General features: G+C 43.3%; 17 protein-coding genes, 16 tRNA genes and 3 rRNA genes. 28 read left to right on the forward strand and 8 right to left on the reverse strand.

All coding sequences use genetic code 11. The features are described from left to right. Nucleotides 1-46: 46 nt before the first annotated feature. Together CKW02_RS04400 and CKW02_RS04405 are read left to right on the forward strand one after the other, a co-directional pair. Nucleotides 47-1,048, forward strand: a complete 1,002-nt coding sequence (locus CKW02_RS04400) for an ABC transporter permease (RefSeq protein ID WP_003217874.1) — start codon at nucleotides 47-49, stop codon at nucleotides 1,046-1,048. A gap of 17 nt (nucleotides 1,049-1,065) precedes the next feature. Beyond that, the gene (locus CKW02_RS04405; protein ID WP_003217871.1) at nucleotides 1,066-1,962 is read left to right on the forward strand and encodes an ABC transporter permease; all 897 of its coding nucleotides are present in this window, start codon (nucleotides 1,066-1,068) and stop codon (nucleotides 1,960-1,962) included. 34 nt (nucleotides 1,963-1,996) lie between these two features. On the opposite strand, the gene CKW02_RS04410 is transcribed toward CKW02_RS04405, so the two are convergent. Beyond that, nucleotides 1,997-3,070 carry an FUSC family protein gene (locus CKW02_RS04410; RefSeq protein ID WP_003217877.1) on the reverse strand — a complete coding sequence of 358 codons (1,074 nt, stop codon included), beginning with the start codon at nucleotides 3,068-3,070 and terminating at the stop codon, nucleotides 1,997-1,999. A gap of 246 nt (nucleotides 3,071-3,316) precedes the next feature. Further along, nucleotides 3,317-4,612: a glutamate-1-semialdehyde 2,1-aminomutase gene (locus tag CKW02_RS04415; RefSeq protein ID WP_003217823.1), complete on the reverse strand. Its 1,296-nt coding sequence runs from the start codon at nucleotides 4,610-4,612 to the stop codon at nucleotides 3,317-3,319. Between the two features lie 128 nt (nucleotides 4,613-4,740). Between CKW02_RS04415 and bcp the strand changes: the two genes are divergently transcribed. Both bcp and perR read left to right on the forward strand, forming a co-directional pair. Next, a complete protein-coding gene (bcp, locus tag CKW02_RS04420) occupies nucleotides 4,741-5,208 on the forward strand; it encodes a thioredoxin-dependent thiol peroxidase (protein ID WP_003217794.1) in 468 nt (155 codons plus the stop codon). A gap of 157 nt (nucleotides 5,209-5,365) precedes the next feature. Beyond that, nucleotides 5,366-5,803, forward strand: coding sequence for a peroxide-responsive transcriptional repressor PerR (perR, locus tag CKW02_RS04425; RefSeq protein WP_003217782.1), 438 nt, complete (start codon nucleotides 5,366-5,368; stop codon nucleotides 5,801-5,803). Between the two features lie 33 nt (nucleotides 5,804-5,836). Here the strand turns inward: perR and CKW02_RS04430 are convergent, their stop codons facing one another. After that, entirely contained in the window at nucleotides 5,837-6,184 is a 348-nt protein-coding gene (locus CKW02_RS04430) for a YgzB family protein (protein WP_003217804.1), read from the reverse strand. 188 nt (nucleotides 6,185-6,372) lie between these two features. On the opposite strand from CKW02_RS04430, the gene CKW02_RS04435 reads away from it, so the two are divergent. The 22 genes from CKW02_RS04435 to CKW02_RS04540 all read left to right on the forward strand — a co-directional run bounded on the left by CKW02_RS04435 (nucleotide 6,373) and on the right by CKW02_RS04540 (nucleotide 16,058). Then, entirely contained in the window at nucleotides 6,373-7,251 is an 879-nt protein-coding gene (locus CKW02_RS04435; protein ID WP_003217861.1) for a nucleotidyltransferase-like protein, read from the forward strand. A 319-nt stretch (nucleotides 7,252-7,570) separates the two neighbouring features. Further along, nucleotides 7,571-9,119, forward strand: a 16S ribosomal RNA gene (locus CKW02_RS04440). A gap of 182 nt (nucleotides 9,120-9,301) precedes the next feature. After that, nucleotides 9,302-12,232 (forward strand): 23S ribosomal RNA (locus CKW02_RS04445). A 109-nt stretch (nucleotides 12,233-12,341) separates the two neighbouring features. Continuing rightward, nucleotides 12,342-12,457, forward strand: a 5S ribosomal RNA gene (rrf, locus tag CKW02_RS04450). Together the 16S, 23S and 5S rRNA genes with 16 tRNA genes alongside form the textbook arrangement of a ribosomal RNA operon. A 9-nt stretch (nucleotides 12,458-12,466) precedes the next feature. After that, nucleotides 12,467-12,541, forward strand: a tRNA-Asn gene (locus CKW02_RS04455). 4 nt (nucleotides 12,542-12,545) lie between these two features. Further along, nucleotides 12,546-12,636: transfer RNA gene (locus tag CKW02_RS04460), tRNA-Ser, on the forward strand. Between the two features lie 17 nt (nucleotides 12,637-12,653). Next, nucleotides 12,654-12,728 (forward strand) — tRNA-Glu (locus CKW02_RS04465). 32 nt (nucleotides 12,729-12,760) lie between these two features. Next, nucleotides 12,761-12,836: transfer RNA gene (locus CKW02_RS04470), tRNA-Val, on the forward strand. Nucleotides 12,837-12,851: 15 nt separating this feature from the next. Beyond that, nucleotides 12,852-12,928, forward strand: a tRNA-Met gene (locus CKW02_RS04475). Between the two features lie 48 nt (nucleotides 12,929-12,976). Next, a tRNA-Asp gene (locus CKW02_RS04480) sits at nucleotides 12,977-13,053 on the forward strand. An 18-nt stretch (nucleotides 13,054-13,071) separates the two neighbouring features. Continuing rightward, nucleotides 13,072-13,147, forward strand: a tRNA-Phe gene (locus CKW02_RS04485). A 6-nt stretch (nucleotides 13,148-13,153) separates the two neighbouring features. Then, a tRNA-Thr gene (locus tag CKW02_RS04490) sits at nucleotides 13,154-13,226 on the forward strand. 15 nt (nucleotides 13,227-13,241) lie between these two features. Continuing rightward, nucleotides 13,242-13,326 (forward strand) — tRNA-Tyr (locus CKW02_RS04495). Between the two features lie 13 nt (nucleotides 13,327-13,339). Then, a tRNA-Trp gene (locus tag CKW02_RS04500) sits at nucleotides 13,340-13,413 on the forward strand. 30 nt (nucleotides 13,414-13,443) lie between these two features. Next, nucleotides 13,444-13,519, forward strand: a tRNA-His gene (locus CKW02_RS04505). Between the two features lie 9 nt (nucleotides 13,520-13,528). Beyond that, nucleotides 13,529-13,600 (forward strand) — tRNA-Gln (locus CKW02_RS04510). A gap of 7 nt (nucleotides 13,601-13,607) precedes the next feature. Next, nucleotides 13,608-13,682 (forward strand) — tRNA-Gly (locus CKW02_RS04515). A 5-nt stretch (nucleotides 13,683-13,687) separates the two neighbouring features. Beyond that, nucleotides 13,688-13,758 (forward strand) — tRNA-Cys (locus CKW02_RS04520). A 13-nt stretch (nucleotides 13,759-13,771) separates the two neighbouring features. Continuing rightward, nucleotides 13,772-13,860 (forward strand) — tRNA-Leu (locus tag CKW02_RS04525). A gap of 36 nt (nucleotides 13,861-13,896) precedes the next feature. Beyond that, nucleotides 13,897-13,978, forward strand: a tRNA-Leu gene (locus CKW02_RS04530). Between the two features lie 325 nt (nucleotides 13,979-14,303). Further along, on the forward strand, nucleotides 14,304-15,098 hold the full coding sequence (locus tag CKW02_RS04535; protein ID WP_003211736.1) for a phosphotransferase: 795 nt from the start codon (nucleotides 14,304-14,306) through the stop codon (nucleotides 15,096-15,098). Between the two features lie 255 nt (nucleotides 15,099-15,353). Then, entirely contained in the window at nucleotides 15,354-16,058 is a 705-nt protein-coding gene (locus tag CKW02_RS04540) for a hypothetical protein (protein ID WP_003211528.1), read from the forward strand. A 30-nt stretch (nucleotides 16,059-16,088) separates the two neighbouring features. Here CKW02_RS04540 and CKW02_RS04545 read toward each other — a convergent pair whose 3' ends face one another. From CKW02_RS04545 to CKW02_RS04560, 4 genes are all read right to left on the reverse strand, one after another. Then, entirely contained in the window at nucleotides 16,089-16,634 is a 546-nt protein-coding gene (locus tag CKW02_RS04545; RefSeq protein ID WP_003210854.1) for a histidine phosphatase family protein, read from the reverse strand. Between the two features lie 56 nt (nucleotides 16,635-16,690). Beyond that, nucleotides 16,691-16,882 carry a hypothetical protein gene (locus CKW02_RS04550; RefSeq protein WP_003212265.1) on the reverse strand — a complete coding sequence of 64 codons (192 nt, stop codon included), beginning with the start codon at nucleotides 16,880-16,882 and terminating at the stop codon, nucleotides 16,691-16,693. Nucleotides 16,883-17,070: 188 nt separating this feature from the next. After that, nucleotides 17,071-17,760 (reverse strand): DUF1963 domain-containing protein, encoded by a 690-nt coding sequence (locus CKW02_RS04555; RefSeq protein ID WP_003212507.1) that lies wholly within the window; start codon nucleotides 17,758-17,760, stop codon nucleotides 17,071-17,073. Between the two features lie 18 nt (nucleotides 17,761-17,778). Beyond that, on the reverse strand, nucleotides 17,779-18,582 hold the full coding sequence (locus CKW02_RS04560; RefSeq protein WP_003212429.1) for a DUF2262 domain-containing protein: 804 nt from the start codon (nucleotides 18,580-18,582) through the stop codon (nucleotides 17,779-17,781). A gap of 534 nt (nucleotides 18,583-19,116) precedes the next feature. Between CKW02_RS04560 and CKW02_RS04570 the strand changes: the two genes are divergently transcribed. Both CKW02_RS04570 and lepB read left to right on the forward strand, forming a co-directional pair. Further along, entirely contained in the window at nucleotides 19,117-21,057 is a 1,941-nt protein-coding gene (locus CKW02_RS04570; RefSeq protein ID WP_003210978.1) for a lipoteichoic acid synthase, read from the forward strand. A 155-nt stretch (nucleotides 21,058-21,212) separates the two neighbouring features. Next, the gene (gene lepB / locus CKW02_RS04575) at nucleotides 21,213-21,782 is read left to right on the forward strand and encodes a signal peptidase I (RefSeq protein WP_003211638.1); all 570 of its coding nucleotides are present in this window, start codon (nucleotides 21,213-21,215) and stop codon (nucleotides 21,780-21,782) included. Nucleotides 21,783-21,819: 37 nt separating this feature from the next. On the opposite strand, the gene CKW02_RS04580 is transcribed toward lepB, so the two are convergent. After that, a complete protein-coding gene (locus tag CKW02_RS04580) occupies nucleotides 21,820-23,115 on the reverse strand; it encodes a homocysteine synthase (protein WP_095117773.1) in 1,296 nt (431 codons plus the stop codon). Nucleotides 23,116-23,870: the final 755 nt, after the last annotated feature.

Consider the following 23,870-nt stretch of genomic DNA (forward strand, 5'->3'; position numbering starts at 1 on the left):
TCTTGTATCTCCCTTATTCAAACAAAGAAAAGGCGGTGAAAGCTGTTTGTTTGCTTATTGTATGAAGCGGGCAGGAATGCTCATCCCAGTATTGATCGGAATGACATTAGTCGTGTTTTCAATTATACGATTTATTCCAGGGAACCCAGCACAGGTCATCTTAGGACAGCGGGCAACGAAAGAAGCAGTAGAACAGTTAACCATCCAGCTCGGATTAAACCAGCCTTGGTATGTTCAATACGGACATTACATGCTGGGCCTTTTAAAAGGGGATTTAGGGACTTCGATACGAACAGGAGCGGCTATTGCCCAGGAAATGAAGCCATACTTATTTGCGACGTTAGAATTGACCTTTTTTGCCATGGTGCTGGCGATTGTTGTGGGGGTAAATGCTGGAATCATCAGTGCTTGGTTTAAACATTCTTTCTTTGATTATGTCGCGATGTTTATTGCACTCATTGGAGTGTCCATGCCGATTTTCTGGTTAGGCTTAATGGGGCAGTGGCTGTTCTCGATTGAATTAGGTATTTTACCGACAACGGGACGTGAAAACGTCAGAAATCCAGTGGAATCAATCACCTATATTCATACGCTGGACACACTTTTGCAAGGCCGGTTTGATCAATTCACTGACAGCATCAAGCATTTGATCTTACCGAGTACAGCACTTGCTACAATCCCTGCTGCGATTATTGCAAGGATAACAAGGGCAAGTATGCTGGAAGTGCTTCATTCAGACTTTATTCGAACAGCAAAAGCAAAAGGAGTACGTTCATTTTTCATCATTTATCAGCATGGGTTGAAAAATGCGCTTATTCCGATCTTAACGATTATTGGTCTTCAGACAGGCCTCTTGCTAGGCGGGGCCATTTTAACAGAGACCATTTTTGCATGGCCGGGCATTGGGCGGTATATATATGACGCCATCAGCTATCGTGATTACCCAGTCATTCAAACAGGCATTCTCGTCGTTGCGCTCATATTTGTCCTGATCAATTTCATTGTGGACATCTTGTATGCGGTCATTGATCCAAGGATTAAATATTAGGGAGGGAGAGTGATAACATGGAAGCGCAAAAAGAGCTTGAACCACCTCAACGAAAAGAAGAGCGCTCTCAATCATTGATTCTTGAATCGATGAAGCTGTTCTTTCAGCACAAGCTGGCGGTCATTGGCAGTGTGATTGTCTTTTTATTTCTCATTTTAGCGATATTTGCACCGCTCATTGCTCCTTTTGGAATCAATGAACAATCTCTCGGTCAGCGATTTAGTGCACCATCAGCTGCGCACTGGTTTGGTACAGATGATTTCGGCAGAGATATATTTTCAAGAGTTGTGCATGGCGCGCGGATTTCCTTATGGGTTGGTTTCTTCTCGGTTCTCGGGTCTGTCATTTTAGGCACACTGCTTGGATTGATTGCAGGCTATGGCGGAAGAGTGCTAGATGCTGTGATCTCGAGAGTGTTTGATATTTTACTCGCTTTTCCTAGTATTCTACTGGCGATTGCGATCGTCTCTATCTTAGGCCCCTCCTTACAAAATGCCCTTATTGCCATTGCGATTATTAATGTCCCTACCTTTGGACGGCTCGTTCGTTCAAAAGTGCTGAGTATTAAACAAGAAGAATACGTGCTAGCAGCAAAGGCGGTTGGGATGTCACACCGCCGCATCGTACTGCGTCACATTCTGCCAAACAGTATGGTGCCGGTCATCGTACAAGCGACGCTTGCGATCGGAACAGCGATTATCGAAGCAGCGGCTTTAGGCTTTTTAGGATTGGGTGCACAGGCACCAAGCCCAGAGTGGGGGAAAATGCTTGCCGATGCAAGACCTTATCTCGTTCAAGCCCCTTGGACATTAATTTTCCCAGGTGTAGCGATCATGCTGACAGTTTTGGGCTTTAACCTGATGGGAGATGGATTAAGAGACACACTGGATCCTAAAATGAAGAAAATAAAATAAGACCGATTCTTGGAATCGGTCTGGTCTTTTCTATTTATGCTTCTTTTTCATCTGTCTCAATTTCACTGTCTTTTGGGTGATACGTCTGGAAGCTTGTAATCAATGTATCTAAATGCTCTAGTTCATCACGGTATTCGATGATGCTGGACATGACATTCAGCATATTGTAATCGAGCAAGTCGTTTTCTTGGTTTTGCTGATGCTGGATAAATGATTTCGTTAACGTTTCAAGGCGAAGAGAGCATTCATTTTGAAATTCATCGTCCTGCGGCTTCATTTTACCGACGAATTTCATCAAGGTGCGCTCATGCCAATACAGTAAGTAATCAATTTCATCTGTTAAGCTTTCCTTGAAATGCTCTGGCATCAAATGAATTTCATTTTCTAATTTATGAAGCTTTTTCAGCAAGTACAGGGCACGATTCGATGTCATAATGGCCTGTCTGAACAAAACGAGCTTTCTTGATTTTACATAGGTGGTTTTCTTTAAATAGCTTCGTTCCTCTTTGTATAACAAGTAAATGTGATCTAATTTGATCATGCGTTCTTTTATTTGATCGATGTCATCCTTTAAAATGGAATGATCAGTAGACTGTCTGGAGCTCAGACGGATCCATTTTAAAATCTCCTCCGTATTTTCCATAATGTGATGAACAAGCTTTGTTTCATACTTTGGCGGCAGGAAGATTAAATTCACTAAAAATGAAGAAAGAACTCCTAACACCACAGTAGCTGTTCGAATTAAGGCAAAGGAAAGGAAATGATCCCCTGCACTTTCTAAAATCGCAATGACGGTTACAAGTGCAATTGGAATCGTGTGTTCAATCTTCAGCTTTAAATTAATGGCGATGACCATGACGGCGGTTAAACCGATAATGACTGGTCCAGTGCCAAAAAGCAGACCGAACGTAATGGCAAGTGTTGCTCCAATAATATTGGCTTGCACTTGATCAACAATCGTTAAAAAAGATCGATAAATAGATGGCTGGATAGCAAATACAGCTGCAATTCCCGCGAAGACGGGCGTTGGCAACCCAAGCCATGTTGCCAGGTAAAGCGCGAGTACAATGGCAATACCGGTTTTTAAAATACGGGCTCCAAGTTTCATTGGTTTTGTCCCTGCATTCCTTTCTTTTAGATAATAGATGATCACTCGTCATTTATTATAAATATTTTGATGAACAACTAAGTAATATACAGCGGTCTTCCGAAATATTCAAGTGATTTTTGAAAGTTCATGAAAACATCAAAAGAAGGTATTGAGAAGAAATGTAACAGATTCACACGCTTTTGACAAACAAGAGCTGATAAATAAAAAAACAGGCGCATTTTTTTACGCCTGTTTTTGACCCTATTATGATTGTTTCAACTGTTCAAACGCATGATCTACTGCTTGCAGCGTCTCGGAAATATCTTTTTCAGTATGTGCGATCGTTAAGAACCAAGCTTCATATTTAGAAGGAGCGAGGTTAATCCCTTGCGAAAGCATTAATTTAAAGAAGCGGGCGAACATTTCGCCATCCGTATTTTCAGCCTGTTCATAGTTCACAATGGTTTCTTTTGTGAAATAGACAGTGAGAGCCCCTTTTAAGCGGTTCACTGTAATATCTACTTGATGTTTTTTTGCATGGGCTAAAATGCCTTCTTCTAGCATCGCGCCAAGCTGATCAAGATGCTCGTAAACACCATCTTGTTTTAACACTTCCAAGCAGGCAATACCAGAAAGAATGGATGCAGGATTTCCTGCCATCGTGCCAGCTTGATAGGCTGGTCCAAGAGGAGCGACTTGCTCCATAATTTCTTTTTTACCGCCATAAGCACCGATCGGAAGTCCGCCGCCAATGATTTTTCCTAATGCAGTGAGGTCAGGTTTTACTTGAAGCAAGTCCTGTGCGCCTCCGTACATAAAGCGGAAAGCTGTAATCACTTCATCATAGATCACAAGTGCGCCCTTTTCATGAGTGAGGTCATTGACCTGCTGCAGGAAACCGTCCATAGGCTCCACGATGCCGAAGTTCCCGACAATCGGTTCGACAAGGACAGCTGCGACTTCATCGCCCCATCGATTCAATGCTTCTTTGTAGCTGTCAATATCATTAAATGGAACGGTAATCACTTCATTGGCGATGCTCTTTGGAACGCCTGCTGAATCAGGGGTTCCTAAAGTGGATGGACCAGAGCCAGCTGCCACAAGTACAAGATCAGAGTGACCGTGATAGCATCCGGCAAACTTAATGATCTTTGTTCTGCCTGTATATGCACGTGCGACACGAATCGTTGTCATCACCGCTTCAGTACCTGAATTGACAAAGCGAACCTTGTCTAAAGCAGGCATGGCTTCCTTCAGCATTTTAGCAAAAGTGACTTCATGCTTCGTTGGCGTTCCGTAAAGGACACCTGATTCAGCCGCTTTTGTAATCGCTTTTGTAATATGAGGGTGGGCATGTCCTGTAATAATTGGGCCGTATGCTGCTAGATAATCGATATAGCGATTTCCGTCAACATCCCAAAAATAAGCGCCTTCTCCTTTTTCCATAGCCACGGGTGAACCGCCGCCTACTGCCTTATATGAACGAGACGGGCTGTTGACACCTCCAACAATATGCTCCAGCGCCTCTTGATGTAATTTTTCTGATTCTGTGAATTTCATAAATAGCCTCCTATCTCAACGTATCACGTCGTCTATCATTATTTTAACATGCCGATGCAAGCGTCCTTAGTTGAATATCCTCTCAAAATTGGATAGGCTATTAAAAAATAGGTTGGAGGGATTGTGTCATGACAATCGAAGTAGGCCAGCAAGTACCTGAAATCGAATTAACCGGTGACAACGGGGAGAAAGTAAAGCTTTCTGACTTTAAAGGAAAACATATTGTCCTTTATTTCTATCCAAAAGATATGACACCCGGCTGTACAACAGAAGCATGTGATTTCCGCGATCGCCATCAAAGCTTTGCAGAATTAGATGCTGTCATTATCGGCGTAAGCCCAGACAGTCAGGATAAGCATCAGAAGTTTAAAGAAAAACATGATTTACCGTTCTTACTTCTTGTAGACGATGAACAGAAATTGTCCGAAGCCTTTGGAGTATGGAAGCTGAAAAAGAACTTTGGCAAAGAATACATGGGCATCGAACGTTCAACGTTTCTTATTAATAAAGAAGGAACGCTTGTGAAAGAGTGGAGAAAAGTTAAGGTGAAAGACCACGTAGAAGAAGCGCTTGAGGAACTAAAATCTCACGCTTAATATCATCACAGGATAGGACCGGCAGACATGTCGGTCTTTTTTGTGAAGAAGAATAGGTAAAAAAGAGGATTGTAATTGACAAAGATTCGGCTCTGGGGGTACACTATTTATAAAGATTACAATATAAGAATATTTTTGAAGAGAGGTGCATGATGAAATGGCTGCTCACGAACTAAAAGACGCTTTAGATGCTTTAAAAGAAACCGGTGTTCGAATTACTCCGCAGCGCCATGCCATCTTGGAGTTTCTCGTAAATTCTATGACTCACCCAACCGCGGACGATATATATAAAGCACTTGAAGGGAAATTTCCAAATATGAGTGTCGCAACGGTTTACAACAATTTACGAGTCTTCCGGGAATCTGGATTAGTAAAGGAATTAACGTACGGTGATTCCTCAAGCCGATTTGATTTTGCGACATCTGACCATTACCATGCGATTTGTGAAAACTGCGGAAAAATAGTGGACTTTCATTATCCTGGCCTTGATGAAGTTGAACAGCTTGCATCCCATGTGACGGGCTTTACAGTCAGTCATCATCGCTTGGAGATCTATGGGACTTGTCAAGAATGTGCGAAAAAAGAAAATCATTAATGAAAAAGCTGACCGGTTAAATGGTCAGCTTTTTTATGACTTTTTTCGATTGTAGGATTCATCAAACTCTTTGCCTTCTAATGCTGGATCGAGTGTAAGCGGCTCTCTGCAATGCATGCACATGTCCACCCGCCCAAGCACTTTTGTTTCCTTCTCACAGCCTGGACATACGACACGGACTGCCTTCGTAGAAAGCATACCGATCCAAAAGTAAACCACTGTACTCAATCCGATCGATAAGACGCCGAGCAGCATAAAGAAAGTCGACAGCCAAATCGATTCCTTGAAGAACACACCGATATACATGATCAGAAAGCCAACAAAAACCAAACTAAGTGCAAATGTTCTGATTTTATTAATCTTACTGGAGTATTTCGCCATCCCTAGCCCCCTTGTCTCCAATATAGCACATTTTACCTTTCTGTTTGAATTAGTTATAGAGTTTTGTGAATAAATTGCTTATAATAATTCAATGATCTTTTTTCTTGAATTGAAGGAATTTTGATTCTATGAGGAGAAATACATAGCATTAGAGAAGAACTTTACACCCGAGTATTGGAGGAATCACTATGGAAAATCTTCTCCGTCCTATTTATCAAGAGAGAGCAAGTCACCCAGACACATTGGCTGTGATTATAGTAGAAAGAAGACACAAAGTATCTTCTGAGACGGATAACTTTGATGCAGCACTTCTAGTCATTGTAAAAGAAGCGGAAGAGCCGTTATTTATCAAGCACTATGAATCCGATCACCAAACAGCTTCTTTAAATGTTGTCACAGATGAGCAGTTGAAGGAATGGATCACCCTTGGCACGAACCGCCGAATCATTGATTGGATTTTGAATGGGAAAGTCCTATTTGATCGAAATGAATATATTTTCAACTTAATTGATGACCTGAGTACATTCCCATTTTCAAACCGCAAACTTAAAATCGGTTTAGAATACGGCAAGCTTATTCGCAGATATATAGAAGGAAAAGCATTTTTTGAGTCAAATCAATTCCTTGATGCATATAATTCAATTGTGCATGCTCTGCATCATTTGGCACGTATTGAAGTGATCGATAAAGGTTTCCACCCAGAAGTGACAGTTTGGAATCAGGTGCGTCATATGGAACCGGAAGTATATAAACTTTATTCAGAACTCATTGAAAGCCACGAAAGCCTTCATAAACGTTTGGAACTTTTATTTTTAGCAAATGACTTTTTGATCCATTCAAAAGCAGAAATTGGCGCCGCTCATTTGCGTCATGTCATGGAACAGCAAGATATATGGCTTTTTGGAGAGCTTCTCGCGCATCCTGACCTCAAGTATTTCACGCCTGACCTTAGCGTCATGATTGATTTCTTTGTGGAAAAAGGAATTGTTCAGGTGGAGCCGATTGAGACAAAGGGGCAAAAAATCTATCATCGAGGATATTTTGTGAAAAAAGATATTGACGCCTGAATATTATGATGGTATATTATTATACGTCGCTAACGAGCAAACAAGTTGCTTTTGGAAGAAAAGCTGACAAAAAGAAATTCTAAAAAACACTTGACGCACACGGCGTCGAAATGTTATATTGAGAAAGTCGCCTCTGAGAGACGGCGAAGATGATCTTTGAAAACTAAACAAGACAAAACGTACCTGTTAATTCGAGTTTTTATAAAAAAATCCTATGAAACATCATAGGTAGTCAGTCAAACGCTGACGAGGCAGGAAATGATCACATGCTAAGTTCGCTACATCGTGTAGCAACGCATGTGTGATATGCATCCTGCATACCTCGGAGAGTTTGATCCTGGCTCAGGACGAACGCTGGCGGCGTGCCTAATACATGCAAGTCGAGCGGACAGAAGGGAGCTTGCTCCCGGATGTTAGCGGCGGACGGGTGAGTAACACGTGGGTAACCTGCCTGTAAGACTGGGATAACTCCGGGAAACCGGAGCTAATACCGGATAGTTCCTTGAACCGCATGGTTCAAGGATGAAAGACGGTTTCGGCTGTCACTTACAGATGGACCCGCGGCGCATTAGCTAGTTGGTGGGGTAATGGCTCACCAAGGCGACGATGCGTAGCCGACCTGAGAGGGTGATCGGCCACACTGGGACTGAGACACGGCCCAGACTCCTACGGGAGGCAGCAGTAGGGAATCTTCCGCAATGGACGAAAGTCTGACGGAGCAACGCCGCGTGAGTGATGAAGGTTTTCGGATCGTAAAGCTCTGTTGTTAGGGAAGAACAAGTGCGAGAGTAACTGCTCGCACCTTGACGGTACCTAACCAGAAAGCCACGGCTAACTACGTGCCAGCAGCCGCGGTAATACGTAGGTGGCAAGCGTTGTCCGGAATTATTGGGCGTAAAGGGCTCGCAGGCGGTTTCTTAAGTCTGATGTGAAAGCCCCCGGCTCAACCGGGGAGGGTCATTGGAAACTGGGAAACTTGAGTGCAGAAGAGGAGAGTGGAATTCCACGTGTAGCGGTGAAATGCGTAGAGATGTGGAGGAACACCAGTGGCGAAGGCGACTCTCTGGTCTGTAACTGACGCTGAGGAGCGAAAGCGTGGGGAGCGAACAGGATTAGATACCCTGGTAGTCCACGCCGTAAACGATGAGTGCTAAGTGTTAGGGGGTTTCCGCCCCTTAGTGCTGCAGCTAACGCATTAAGCACTCCGCCTGGGGAGTACGGTCGCAAGACTGAAACTCAAAGGAATTGACGGGGGCCCGCACAAGCGGTGGAGCATGTGGTTTAATTCGAAGCAACGCGAAGAACCTTACCAGGTCTTGACATCCTCTGACAACCCTAGAGATAGGGCTTTCCCTTCGGGGACAGAGTGACAGGTGGTGCATGGTTGTCGTCAGCTCGTGTCGTGAGATGTTGGGTTAAGTCCCGCAACGAGCGCAACCCTTGATCTTAGTTGCCAGCATTTAGTTGGGCACTCTAAGGTGACTGCCGGTGACAAACCGGAGGAAGGTGGGGATGACGTCAAATCATCATGCCCCTTATGACCTGGGCTACACACGTGCTACAATGGACAGAACAAAGGGCTGCGAGACCGCAAGGTTTAGCCAATCCCATAAATCTGTTCTCAGTTCGGATCGCAGTCTGCAACTCGACTGCGTGAAGCTGGAATCGCTAGTAATCGCGGATCAGCATGCCGCGGTGAATACGTTCCCGGGCCTTGTACACACCGCCCGTCACACCACGAGAGTTTGCAACACCCGAAGTCGGTGAGGTAACCTTTATGGAGCCAGCCGCCGAAGGTGGGGCAGATGATTGGGGTGAAGTCGTAACAAGGTAGCCGTATCGGAAGGTGCGGCTGGATCACCTCCTTTCTAAGGATATATGGAGCAGTGTGCGTTTTCGTCTTGTTTAGTTTTGAAGGATCATTCCTTCAAGACATGTCTCTAGCGAGACAGGATTGTTCTTTGAAAACTAGATAACAATAAGTAATACATTCACATTGAATGCAATGCAAAGTTCATCACACATAGTGATTCTTTCTAAAGTAAGAAATGGTTAAGTTAGAAAGGGCGCACGGTGGATGCCTTGGCACTAGGAGCCGATGAAGGACGGGACGAACACCGATATGCTTCGGGGAGCTGTAAGCAAGCTTTGATCCGGAGATTTCCGAATGGGGAAACCCACTGCTCGTAATGGAGTAGTATCCATACTTGAATACATAGAGTATGAGAAGGCATACCCGGGGAACTGAAACATCTAAGTACCCGGAGGAAGAGAAAGCAAATGCGATTCCCTGAGTAGCGGCGAGCGAAACGGGAACAGCCCAAACCAAGAGGCTTGCCTCTTGGGGTTGTAGGACACTCTATACGGAGTTACAAAGGAACGATATAAGCGAAGAGGTCTGGAAAGGCCCGCCAAAGAAGGTAACAGCCCTGTAACTGAAATGTTGTTCTCTCCAGAGTGGATCCTGAGTACGGCGGAACACGTGAAATTCCGTCGGAATCCGGGAGGACCATCTCCCAAGGCTAAATACTCCCTAGTGACCGATAGTGAACCAGTACCGTGAGGGAAAGGTGAAAAGCACCCCGGAAGGGGAGTGAAATAGATCCTGAAACCGTGTGCCTACAAGTAGTCAGAGCCCGTTAAAGGGTGATGGCGTGCCTTTTGTAGAATGAACCGGCGAGTTACGATCCCGTGCAAGGTTAAGCAGAAGATGCGGAGCCGCAGCGAAAGCGAGTCTGAATAGGGCGCATGAGTACGTGGTCGTAGACCCGAAACCAGGTGATCTACCCATGTCCAGGGTGAAGTTCAGGTAACACTGAATGGAGGCCCGAACCCACGCACGTTGAAAAGTGCGGGGATGAGGTGTGGGTAGGGGTGAAATGCCAATCGAACCTGGAGATAGCTGGTTCTCTCCGAAATAGCTTTAGGGCTAGCCTCAAGGTAAGAGTCTCGGAGGTAGAGCACTGATTGGACTAGGGGCCCCTACCGGGTTACCGAATTCAGTCAAACTCCGAATGCCGATGACTTATCCTTGGGAGTCAGACTGCGAGTGATAAGATCCGTAGTCGAAAGGGAAACAGCCCAGACCGCCAGCTAAGGTCCCAAAGTATACGTTAAGTGGAAAAGGATGTGGAGTTGCTTAGACAACCAGGATGTTGGCTTAGAAGCAGCCACCATTTAAAGAGTGCGTAATAGCTCACTGGTCGAGTGACTCTGCGCCGAAAATGTACCGGGGCTAAACGTATCACCGAAGCTGCGGACTGTTCTTACGAACAGTGGTAGGAGAGCGTTCTAAGTGCTGTGAAGTCAGACCGGAAGGACTGGTGGAGCGCTTAGAAGTGAGAATGCCGGTATGAGTAGCGAAAGACGGGTGAGAATCCCGTCCACCGAATGCCTAAGGTTTCCTGAGGAAGGCTCGTCCGCTCAGGGTTAGTCGGGACCTAAGCCGAGGCCGAAAGGCGTAGGCGATGGACAACAGGTTGATATTCCTGTACCACCTCCTCACCATTTGAGCAATGGGGGGACGCAGGAGGATAGGGTAAGCGCGGTATTGGATATCCGCGTCCAAGCAGTTAGGCTGGGAAATAGGCAAATCCGTTTCCCGTGAAGGCTGAGCTGTGATGGCGAGCGAAATTTAGTAGCGAAGTTCCTGATTCCACACTGCCAAGAAAAGCCTCTAGCGAGGTGAGAGGTGCCCGTACCGCAAACCGACACAGGTAGGCGAGGAGAGAATCCTAAGGTGATCGAGAGAACTCTCGTTAAGGAACTCGGCAAAATGACCCCGTAACTTCGGGAGAAGGGGTGCTTCTTAGGGTGTTAAAGCCCCGAGAAGCCGCAGTGAATAGGCCCAGGCGACTGTTTAGCAAAAACACAGGTCTCTGCGAAGCCGTAAGGCGAAGTATAGGGGCTGACGCCTGCCCGGTGCTGGAAGGTTAAGAGGAGCGCTTAGCGTAAGCGAAGGTGCGAATTGAAGCCCCAGTAAACGGCGGCCGTAACTATAACGGTCCTAAGGTAGCGAAATTCCTTGTCGGGTAAGTTCCGACCCGCACGAAAGGCGCAACGATCTGGGCACTGTCTCAACGAGAGACTCGGTGAAATTATAGTACCTGTGAAGATGCAGGTTACCCGCGACAGGACGGAAAGACCCCGTGGAGCTTTACTGCAGCCTGATATTGAATGTTGGTACAGCTTGTACAGGATAGGTAGGAGCCTTGGAAACCGGAGCGCTAGCTTCGGTGGAGGCATCGGTGGGATACTACCCTGGCTGTATTGACCTTCTAACCCGCTGCCCTTATCGGGCAGGGAGACAGTGTCAGGTGGGCAGTTTGACTGGGGCGGTCGCCTCCTAAAATGTAACGGAGGCGCCCAAAGGTTCCCTCAGAATGGTTGGAAATCATTCGCAGAGTGTAAAGGCACAAGGGAGCTTGACTGCGAGACCTACAAGTCGAGCAGGGACGAAAGTCGGGCTTAGTGATCCGGTGGTTCCGCATGGAAGGGCCATCGCTCAACGGATAAAAGCTACCCCGGGGATAACAGGCTTATCTCCCCCAAGAGTCCACATCGACGGGGAGGTTTGGCACCTCGATGTCGGCTCATCGCATCCTGGGGCTGTAGTCGGTCCCAAGGGTTGGGCTGTTCGCCCATTAAAGCGGTACGCGAGCTGGGTTCAGAACGTCGTGAGACAGTTCGGTCCCTATCCGTCGCGGGCGCAGGAAATTTGAGAGGAGCTGTCCTTAGTACGAGAGGACCGGGATGGACGCACCGCTGGTGTACCAGTTGTTCTGCCAAGGGCATCGCTGGGTAGCTATGTGCGGACGGGATAAGTGCTGAAAGCATCTAAGCATGAAGCCCCCCTCAAGATGAGATTTCCCATTCCGCAAGGAAGTAAGATCCCTGAAAGATGATCAGGTTGATAGGTCTGAGGTGGAAGCGTGGTGACACGTGGAGCTGACAGATACTAATAGATCGAGGACTTAACCTATATTCTAATGTGAAGCTTGAACATTGTTATCTAGTTTTGAGAGAACATTTTTTAAATATCTCTTGATTTATTTTCAATACATAGTATAATATCTTTTGTCACTAAATTGTCTGGTGATGATGGCGAAGAGGTCACACCCGTTCCCATACCGAACACGGAAGTTAAGCTCTTCAGCGCCGATGGTAGTTGGGGGTCTCCCCCTGTGAGAGTAGGACATCGCCAGGCTTTCTTCATTCCGCAGTAGCTCAGTGGTAGAGCTATCGGCTGTTAACCGATCGGTCGTAGGTTCGAATCCTACCTGCGGAGCCAATTTGGAGAGCTGTCCGAGTGGCCGAAGGAGCACGATTGGAAATCGTGTAGGCGGTAACCCCGTCTCAAGGGTTCGAATCCCTTGCTCTCCGCCACAATTTACATAATAAAGGGCCCGTTGGTCAAGCGGTTAAGACACCGCCCTTTCACGGCGGTAACACGGGTTCGAATCCCGTACGGGTCACCATTTTATAGAATATACACCAGTGTTTTTTATTCGGAGGATTAGCTCAGCTGGGAGAGCATCTGCCTTACAAGCAGAGGGTCGGCGGTTCGAGCCCGTCATCCTCCACCATATCTTTTATATCATCGCGGGGTGGAGCAGTTCGGTAGCTCGTCGGGCTCATAACCCGAAGGTCGCAGGTTCAAATCCTGCCCCCGCAACCAAATTATTTTATACACCAATGGGGAGTGCTCATTGAGTGCAACCAAAATGGTCCGGTAGTTCAGTTGGTTAGAATGCCTGCCTGTCACGCAGGAGGTCGCGGGTTCGAGTCCCGTCCGGACCGCCATTTTTAAAATAAATATTTGGCTCGGTAGCTCAGTTGGTAGAGCAACGGACTGAAAATCCGTGTGTCGGCGGTTCGATTCCGTCCCGAGCCACCACTATTTGCCGGTGTAGCTCAATTGGTAGAGCAACTGACTTGTAATCAGTAGGTTGGGGGTTCAAGTCCTCTTGCCGGCACTGTTTTTCAAATGTGGAGGGGTAGCGAAGTGGCTAAACGCGGCGGACTGTAAATCCGCTCCCTCCGGGTTCGGCGGTTCGAATCCGCCCCCCTCCACCATTTTTATTTTCATAGGGGCATAGTTTAAAGGTAGAACAGAGGTCTCCAAAACCTCCGGTGTGGGTTCGATTCCTACTGCCCCTGCCAATTTTCTTAATATGATTCATAACATCTATGGCGGTTGTGGCGAAGTGGTTAACGCACCAGATTGTGGCTCTGGCACTCGTGGGTTCGATTCCCATCAATCGCCCCATTTTATTATTGGGCTATAGCCAAGCGGTAAGGCAACGGACTTTGACTCCGTCATGCGTTGGTTCGAATCCAGCTAGCCCAGTTGATTTGCGGAAGTAGTTCAGTGGTAGAACACCACCTTGCCAAGGTGGGGGTCGCGGGTTCGAATCCCGTCTTCCGCTCCAATAATGGCGGCATAGCCAAGTGGTAAGGCAGAGGTCTGCAAAACCTTTATCCCCGGTTCAAATCCGGGTGTCGCCTTTTTGAAAAGACTGCCGGGGTGGTGGAATTGGCAGACACACAGGACTTAAAATCCTGCGGTAGGTGACTACCGTGCCGGTTCAAGTCCGGCCCTCGGCACCATGTTTTTTATCATAAGTTGCGCTCTTTAATGATCATGCCGGTGTGGCGGAATTGGCAGACGCGCACGACTCAAAATCGTGTTCCTCACGGAGTGCCGGTTCGACCCCGGCCACCGGTATCTATTAATAATTTCATGATCGGTTTTTACCGTCAACCTAACGTTTCACCCTTGTGGTGAAACGTTTTTTTGTGGTTTAAATGAGTTATTTAGATAAAAATAGAAACCTATTAGAAAATAATGTGCATGTACTTCTTTTAGCAGAATAATCTTTAGGTGATTTGCAACATTTGATAAGATACATTTAACCATGTAAGGAAACAAAATGGGGTAGCGCATTCACATAAAACAGTGAAATACTTTTGTGTAACTAAATGAATATTTGTGGGTACATACACATCTTTAGCTAACATCATCATTGTGACCCAATTTGAGGGGAGAATTTATGAAAAAACAAAATGATCATGAAGAGTTATTGACAGGTGGCAATGTCTCGAACGTATATCGTTCTGGAGATACGGTTCGTCGAGAAGTAAAGTCAGACAATATCAATATACAAAAGCTGCTAAAGCATTTAGAAAAAAAGAATTTCTCCTATGCTCCAAAGTTTTTAGGGGTTGATGAAAAAGGTAGAGAGATATTGTCCTTCATTGAAGGCGTAGCCGGTCATGATCCCTTAAAAGAATACATGTGCTCTCACCATGCCTTAAAAGAAATAGCGAGAATGCTTAGACTGTATCATGATGCTGTTCGTGATTTTCCCATTTCAGACGATTGGGAACGAATGGACAATACGCCTAACAACATAGAGGTTGTGTGCCATAATGATTTTGCTATGTACAATATCATTTTCAATAATGAAAAACCAGTAGGAATCATTGATTTTGATGTAGCTGCTCCTGGTCCAAGGCTGTGGGATATCGCATATACTCTGTATACTTGTGTACCTCTCAGTAGGTTTTTTCGCACAGAAACAGGAGAGATCGTGAACTGCCATTCATCAGAACATGCAAACCAGATAAAGCATAGAGTGAAACTGTTTTTTGAATCTTATGGGGAGAAAATAGCAGAAGATTATGTGGATATGGTGCTGCTGCGTTTAAAAGGGTTATGTCAGTACATGAAACGAAAAGCGAGTGAAGGTGATATAGCTTTTCAAAAAATGATTCATGAGGGGCACCTTGAACATTATCAAAAAGACATTCAATTCATTCATGAACACCGAAAAGAATGGATTTGAGGATGCCAAGGGCCTTCTAAAAGTCAAAGACCAATTAGGTGTTTATACCACTCTTATCACGCTTAAATAAGGAGGAGACATTTCCAGAAGCTGAAGGCGTATATTATGTTAAAGATAGTTGGGAGAACTACGATAAAATCAAAAAAGTGATTCAAAGGCGTTATTTAGAATGGGTGAATCAGTGTTAAGGAATCAGATTTACGATTCAAAGATAAATGAGAAATAGAAAGAATGTAAAAAGGTGGAGTTGTTAACTTGCAAATGAAGACGATATTACAGACCATCATTGAAGACGAGGGATCCCATGATTTTCCGCTTTTTAGACAGTACTGTGTGAAGAAAGAACAGGGTCTGCGTAAAGATGCGTTAAAGGTTCTTCGGTTTTTTGTTGAAGAAATGAAGGAGAACGAATTTGCAGCACGGCGTTCATTTGTTGCTTGGCTGTTTGAAAAGATTGAACGGTTTGAGGATGGTCATCATTTGCTTGTGTATCCATTGATCATTGGGGTGATTCAGCCTGTTCTGCAAGAGTGGGAGAAGGTTGATCCTATGGATGTGAGACCGTATCGCTGGCAGGGCTTGTTTGTGCATCAGGGAGAAGGGCTGCCCTATTTATTGAAGGCACTAGAGCTTGGAGGTAGCAAGGAGCAGCGTGTCATTGTACAAATTTGCGAAACCTATTTATCGGCTTTGTGGTATTCGTTTCATCATATACATGAAGATCTTTATTTAAGCACCTATGAGAAAGATCAAGAGCGAATTCAAGGCATTGAAGATGTCATGATGCTGATCGAAGATAAAAGGATTCGTACCAATGTTGAAAAACAAGCAGCCTATTATGATCAGCTTTTATCGGACTGGAAGAAATTTCAGCAAACGGAGACAAGAGGCTTCATGAAATGGTGTGCGGAGCGTAAGAAGCCGTATGAGTGGGTAGAGGCTTTTTATTATCAACAATAGATGAGGAAACGGCAGAATTCATTCTGCCGTTTAGTTATGCCATATACGCTCTATTTCTATATGATCTGGTTTGAAATATTTCAGGACATAGACATCTGGATTGCTTAGCTTCTCCCACTCTTTGAATCCAATCGTGGGATCGGCATGTTTAAGAAGCAGGCTCATAAGATTGCCATGTGTGACGAATAGAGTATGATTTTTTCCTAATTTTATTTGTTCATAGAGTGCCTCTACAATACGATTCATCGCTTCTTGGCTCGATTCTCCGCCTTCACAGGTCATATGCAAGTCCGTAAAACTGAGCTTTAGTTTCTCATACCAATCGTCCATTGGTTTGCTGCTTAACACACGTTCAGAGAGACGCTGATCAATTTGTACCTCGAGTTGTTTTGCATGAGCAAGAGGCTCAATGGTTTGGATCGCTCGCTTATAGGGACTTGAGATGATCTTATTGAGGTGAATGCCGGAAAAGAACTGTGCTAGTGCGTGAGATTGTGCGATGCCTTGTGGCGTTAAATACGCATCCTCGGATTGTCCATTGGCTTGGCAATGTCTGACGATATAATATGTTTTCATGTGACACACCTTTCATCGAGTATAAAAAAATCATCCAGGATTGGATGAGGATAGGTTCATTTGTTCGGATCTGTTTCTTTATAGGGATCTGTGAGCTTCGAGGTGAGGTCTAAGTTGAACAAAAAATCATCTACTGTGTCTGTACCAAAGGGAAGTGTGGAGAAGTTGATTGGGATGCTGTCTTCTTTCATTTCTGAGATGATCTGTTGTTTAGGCTGCTTTTTTCTCCAGTACTTAAACAAGCGCATGTAAAGCCCCCTTTTCTATGAAAAAGATGGATTTATACATAATATACGGGGAGAGTTGTCCAGGCGTCAAATGTTTTCTTCAAAAGGATATATGAAAAGAGCCACACAGGAAAGTGCGGCTCTTTTTGTATATTACTCAGCAAATTACGTTCGTATTCGTTTTTGATGGAGTTTTATTCCAATGACCTTTAAAAACAATCCCAATGCATAAACCATTCTTTTGTGTCTTTGTCGTAATAGAAATACATCGTGCCATTATCACCAATCATGAACCGAGGTTTTTCTTCTGAGGCGATTTGCAGCATGAATTCGCCTTGTTGTTGATGGGGTGGAGATTGAATATACGCCCCATATCCACCGATTTTTGTGAACGAATAATTGGTGTATTGATCAAAGAAGTGTTCTATCGCTTCATCACTTTCATTTACTTCTGATAAATCGACGTATGACCACGCTTCTTCCCAGCAAGGGTAGTCTTCTTGCTCACTTTCCTTCCATTGGATTTGAAAGGATTTGAGTCCTCTCACTTCTTCAGGAGTTTCAACTACTTCTAATCCTTCCATATCTGCATATTCAATGAGCTTCCAGCACTCGCCGTTTTTGGTAATATCCATCGGAAGTGCTTTCTGGTTGAGAAAGATTTGAATCATTTTACATTCATTGAATTCGTTCAATCCTCCTGGCACTTCAGGTAAATAAATTTGTAAGATCGGAATCATAACGCCATCTTGATCTATGGGCCAGCCTTGATCGGGGTGGATGAAGAAATGACCGGCAAACCAGCTGTGTGCTGCTGGATCAGGACGAAAGCCGCCAATCTTAGCCACGACGGGTGTTTTTCCAATTTGCTTTAATTCATGAAAAGCCTTGATCTCCATTATTTATCCCGCCAATCTTTAGCCTGCAATGTGGGCATCTTGAAACGTGCCATTGATATTGCCTGAGACAATGATGACATGTCCCCAAAATAAATCACCGTCATGACAGTAGACTTCAAACTCTCCATCTGGGAAAGCATGCAGACTTTCAAGTGAGATGCGGCTTATAAAGTGATCCAGCGTAAGCTCTTCTTGTGTTTCAGCGGAGTCATCTTGCTCCTGCCAGTCTTTAGCTAATTCAAGCAGCTGATTTGCTGCAAATGATTTAATAGAAGCATCCCATGTGGTCTTCTCTTTCATGAGTTGTCTAGCGGTTCGAAGAGAGTCGTTTACTTTTTCATCTTCTTCGAGGTTGAAGTAGAGCAGGCATTCTTGATTACTCCACTGGATCGTTGTTTCAAATAAGTCTAGTCCTTTCACTAATTCAAAGGTGCCCAGCAGGTCATCATGATAAAAGACAGGTTTTTGGGCTTCTTCTAGTATCTCTTGCAGCTCTTCATCCTGTGTATCTGTATCGATGAGTGATACAAGCATGAACTCACCTTCACCTTTTCGGACCTGAAGTGACACGATTGATTTTTTATGTAATTGTGCCTGCTTTTCCCTTAATCCCTCTTCATCTGTTAACCAGCAGAGTCTTATGTTTTCTGTTGTAACGAAGTCTTTTTCCTTCCATGCAATCAGTGGAATAGAAGCAGTCCAAAGAGCTTCCTGTCCGGCTTTTCCTGCACCTACTCCTGAAGGTCCTGTGACAGCAATGATGTGATCTATTTCTTCTGAAAATCGTTTTTTAAATGCGTTAATTTGTTTGTTATGTTTCATGTGATTGTCCTCCAGCCTGATTTGTTGAAAATCTATATCTTTATCACACCGCACATCAGGAGGAGAAATCAAGCTTTTTTTGCTTAAAACTTTTTTAGATTGTCAGAAGGAGAGAAAATACATGGATGATTGGAGGTTGAGTCACAATAAATACGAATATGTTATGTATCGAATTTTGTATATATTTGGGTAAATGAGTCGAAAAGCCTAGGTGATTCTTCCTTTTCTTTATAATTACTTTGACACGAATAGATGAAAAAAGTAAAGTAGTACTGAGTGATTTACAAACCCTTCTTCATCTATTGAATTGCAAAGTGCGTGTAAATGAAATGTAAATGGATATTTTTCCTTTTATTTACTCGTATTTTTTTGAAACCTATGATGCTTCTCATACGTTATATTAACGGAGCACACATATCCGGCGGAAACAGAGCATCGGGAATGCTTGGTGAAGAAGATTTACATTTGCAAAATCAATGTAAATTTTTTATGATTTCATTTATATCAGAACGATAATAAGAAAGAAGAGGTTTTATGAAAAAAATATTTGCGAACAAATATAGCTTTTTTGTATTGGCTGTCCTTTTATTTTGGGCGAAATCGTATGCAGCCTACAAAATGGACTTTAATTTAGGAGTGAAAGGTTCTTTTCAAGAGGGTCTTCTCTTATTAAATCCATTTAGTTCAGCCATTGTGTTTTTGGGACTGGCTCTCTTTTTGAAGGGTCGTAAATCTGCCATAGTATTAATTGTGATTGACTTTATTATGACCGCACTTTTATATGCGAATGTAGCGTACTACCGTTTCTTTGATGACTTTTTGACTTTCTCCACAATGAAGCAAGCAGGCAATCTTGGAGGAGGCATGACTGGCGGTGTGTTATCTAGTATTAAGCCGCATGACCTTTTATATTTCCTTGATATCATTATCTTGATTGCGATTGTGATCTGGAGACCAGAAGTGAAGAAATTCCAAATGAAAAAGACATTTGCACTGTTGATTGTGGCTGCAGGTGTAGGACTGTTCTTTGTAAACCTTCATTTAGCTGAAAAAGACCGTCCAGAATTATTAACAAGAACATTTGATCATAAGTATGTTGTCAAATATTTAGGTGTTTATAATTATACGATTTATGACGGGGTACAATCAGCACAAAATGCAACACAGGTAGCAAATGCGAGCAGTGAAGATTTAACGGATGTTGTAAACTATACAGCTTCTCACTATGCGAAGCCAAACGCAGAGTATTTCGGTAAAGCTAAAGGGAAAAACATCATTAAAATCCATTTAGAAAGCTTCCAGTCTTTCTTAATTGACTACAAACTAAATGGAGAAGAAGTGACACCGTTTTTAAACAAGCTGGCTCATGGGAAAGAGGACTTTACGTATTTCGATAACTTCTTCCATCAGACAGGTCAAGGAAAGACAGCTGATGCTGAACTGATGATGGATAATAGTATGTTCGGCTTGCCAGAGGGAGCAGCGTTTGTGACAAAAGGTGAAAATACTTACCAATCACTCCCTGCCATCCTAGATCAAAAAGCAGGCTATACGAGCGCAGTGCTTCATGGCGACTATAAATCTTTCTGGAACCGTGACACGATTTATAAACATATGGGATATGATCAATTCTTCGATGCTTCACATTACAACATGGATGAAGAAAATCTTGTGAATATGGGTCTGAAGGATAAACCATTCTTCAAAGAATCAATCCCGATGCTAGAATCAATGAAAAAGCCATTTTATGCACATTTAATGACATTGACTAATCACTATCCATTTAATTTAGATGAAAAAGATGCGACGATTGCTAAGGCAACAACTGGTGACAAAACAGTAGATAACTACTTCCAAACAGCAAGGTATCTAGATGAGTCATTAGAGCAATTCTTTAAAGACTTGAAAAAATCAGGTATGTATAAAGACTCTGTCATTTTATTATATGGTGATCACAACGGAATTTCTGAAAACCATAACCGTGCAATGAGCGAAATTCAAGGGAAAGAAATTACACCTTATCAAAATGCTCAAAACCAGCGTGTACCACTCATGATACGTATTCCTGGCAAACAGGGCGGCGTGAACCATACGTATGGTGGTGAAGTAGACGTGATGCCTACGCTTCTTCACTTACAAGGTATTGATTCAAATGAGTATGTGAATTTTGGAACAGATCTATTCTCTAAGAAACATGATCAAACTGTTGCATTCCGTAACGGAAACTATGTGACACCAAAATATACACTTGTAGATAACACTGTCTATGATACAAAAACAGGTAAAGTTGTGAAACAAAATAAAAAGACAGAGGCGATTAAAGCCCGTGTCGATAATCAGTTAAGCCTTTCAGATAAAGTGCTTTATAGGGATCTTCTTCGATTCCATAAGCTGTCTGATTTTAAACCAGTGAATCCATCTGATTATTTCTATGGTAAATCAAAAGAAAAAGAAGAGGATTCTTCTACTAAGTAACTGAGTTTTGGGCAAGCACAGAAGGGTGCTTGCCTTTTTCTCTCTCATCGCTTGATTTGTTGGCAAATTATGTTTATATTTAGGGTGATACAAGCGTGATGCTGGCGTGCAGCTAGCGGAACTCATTTCGTCCTAGGGGATTTCAGGAGGAGCTTATGACAACAAATACAAAAACACAAAAAAAGAAATCAGAAGTATGGGGCTGGCTCAAAGCGATCTTAATCGCATTCATTGCCGTTTTTATCATTCGTAACTTTTTATTCGCACCGTATATTGTAAAAGGGACCTCTATGGATCCAACATTGCATAATACAGAGCGGGTTTTTGTGAATAAAACGGTTGATTATTTCGGCGATTACAAACGGGGACAGATCATAGTTCTTGATGGGGAAGACCGCAGTACTCATTATGTTAAGCGGTTGATTGGTTTACCTGGTGATAAAATTGAAATGAAAAATGACCAGCTGTATGTCAATGGTCAAAAGGTGGCAGAGCCTTACTTAGCGTCAAACAAAAAGAAAGCAGCCGCAGATGGCATCTTGTTGACACCTGATTTTGGTCCTCTTACCGTTCCAAAAGGCAAGTATTTTGTCATGGGTGACAACCGTCAAAACTCAATGGACAGTCGCAATGGCTTAGGTCTTTTTACAAAGAGTGATATTCAAGGAACGACATCATTTGTGTTTTATCCTTTCCAAGACGTTCGACTACTCAATAATGAATGAAACATAAAGAAGCACACAGAGGTGTGCTTTTTCTATTTCATTCAGCCTGGCTTTTTTTGATCGCCTGTTCAAGATCTGCAATAATGTCTTCAATCGCTTCTGTTCCAACAGATAAACGAATGAGCTCAGGTGTGACGCCTGTCGCTTTTTGTTCTGCTTCACTTAATTGCTGATGCGTTGTGCTGGCAGGATGAATGATCAATGATTTAGAATCGCCCACATTTGCAAGATGTGAGAAAAGTTTAACTGAATCAATAAGCTTTTTACCTGCTTCTCGTCCACCTTTAATACCGAATGTGAGAATGGCGCCTTGTCCTTTTGGTAAATAGGTTTGAGCAAGCTCATAAGATTCATGGCTTTCAAGACCTGGGTAGCTTACCCAATCTACAAGAGGGTGATCTTGTAAGAATTGCGCTGTTTTTAACGCATTTTCACTATGTCGCTCGAGACGCAGATGCAAAGTTTCTAGGCCTTGCAGAAGTAAAAATGAGTTGAAAGGTGACAAGGCTGCTCCTAAATCCCGTAAGAGCTGCACACGTGCTTTTGTGATATAAGCCGCTTCTCCAATTGCTTCGGTATACGTCAGGCCGTGATAACTTGGATCTGGTTCAGTCAGCCCTTTGAACTTATCACTGTCGGCCCAAGGAAACTTGCCGCTATCGACAATGACACCGCCAATTGATGTACCATGACCGCCAATGAATTTTGTAGCGGAATGGACGACAATGTCTGCGCCAAACTCAATCGGTCTTAATAAATATGGGCTTGCGAGCGTATTGTCCACAATAAGCGGAATGTGGTGCTTGTGTGCAATGGCTGAGATGGCTTCAATATGTAGAATGTCGCCTTTAGGATTCCCAATACTCTCTGCATACACTGCCTTCGTTTTGTCTGTAATCGCTGCTTCGAGTTCTTCAAGGTTGGATGAATCGACAAATTTCACTGTAATGCCGAGCTTTTTAAGCGTATGAGCAAACAGATTGTAGGTGCCTCCATAAAGGCTGCTGGAGGAGACAATTTCGTCACCAGCTCCTGCAATATTTAAAATAGAATAAGTGGTCGCTGCTTGTCCAGAAGAGACAGCAAGTGCACCAATGCCGCCCTCAAGCTCGGCGATCTGTTTTTCAAAGACGTCATTTGTGGGGTTCATAATGCGAGAATAAATATTTCCGGGTTCCTGCAGTCCGAATAAATTCGCCGCATGCTCACTATCTCTAAAACCGAAAGAGCTTGTTTGGTAAATAGGCACGGCTCTTGAATAGGTTGCTGAATCAAGCTCCTGACCTGCGTGAATGGCTTTTGTTTCTAAACGGAATGGACGTTCTTCTGACATGTGTGTATCCTCCTTTTGTTAGATAAAACCAACTACTTTGATAAGAAATATTTAATAAGACTATAAATCTTGTTTCGAGCTTGGTCAATCATTTTTTAGATAAATCTGAAAAAATAATAAATAAAGTTGATGGGCTTTTTTAATTTCAATGAGGAAGGGTGTGGATACGCTGGATGAAAAGAGGGATTGTTGCATTAGAGAGTACGGATCAGTTTTTTTGAAAGCAATCAATCATTGCCAACTAGTGAAATCATGGGAATGTCTATGCTGTAAGTTGTTTTTTCATAAAAAGAAGCGAATCATATGTTGGATGTTACTCAAGAAAAGAAAGGGCTTTTTTCCCAATGGACTTTCTTGTATATACATATTTTAAGTGACAAGAGAAGAAGGGAAATAGACTCACTCTTTTATCGGAATTATCAGTAAATATTTCATAAATGGTGTGTTAACGACATATAATTAGGACCTTTTTATCTGATATATCGGGGGAATTCTTTCTATTTCACAAAAAAGAAAGAATATATAAAGGGATTGATAAAAATGGACTATTTCAAAAAAAGAAGAAAAAAGATGGTTTAATTGACATTATATGGGTTTTGTGGTTCTTATGGATTGCAAAAAACTAGCTAATAAGATAGGGGTCCTACACTTAAAAGTGAAGAATTGAATAAAAAGTCACATTTTGTCCGAAAGTATGTTCGGTCAAAAATGGGATCTTCTGTTGATGTTTGGAGAGTGAAGCCTATGATACGATC

Origin of the sequence: Bacillus pumilus (genome assembly GCF_900186955.1) — a bacterium.
Lineage (GTDB): Bacteria > Bacillota > Bacilli > Bacillales > Bacillaceae > Bacillus > Bacillus pumilus.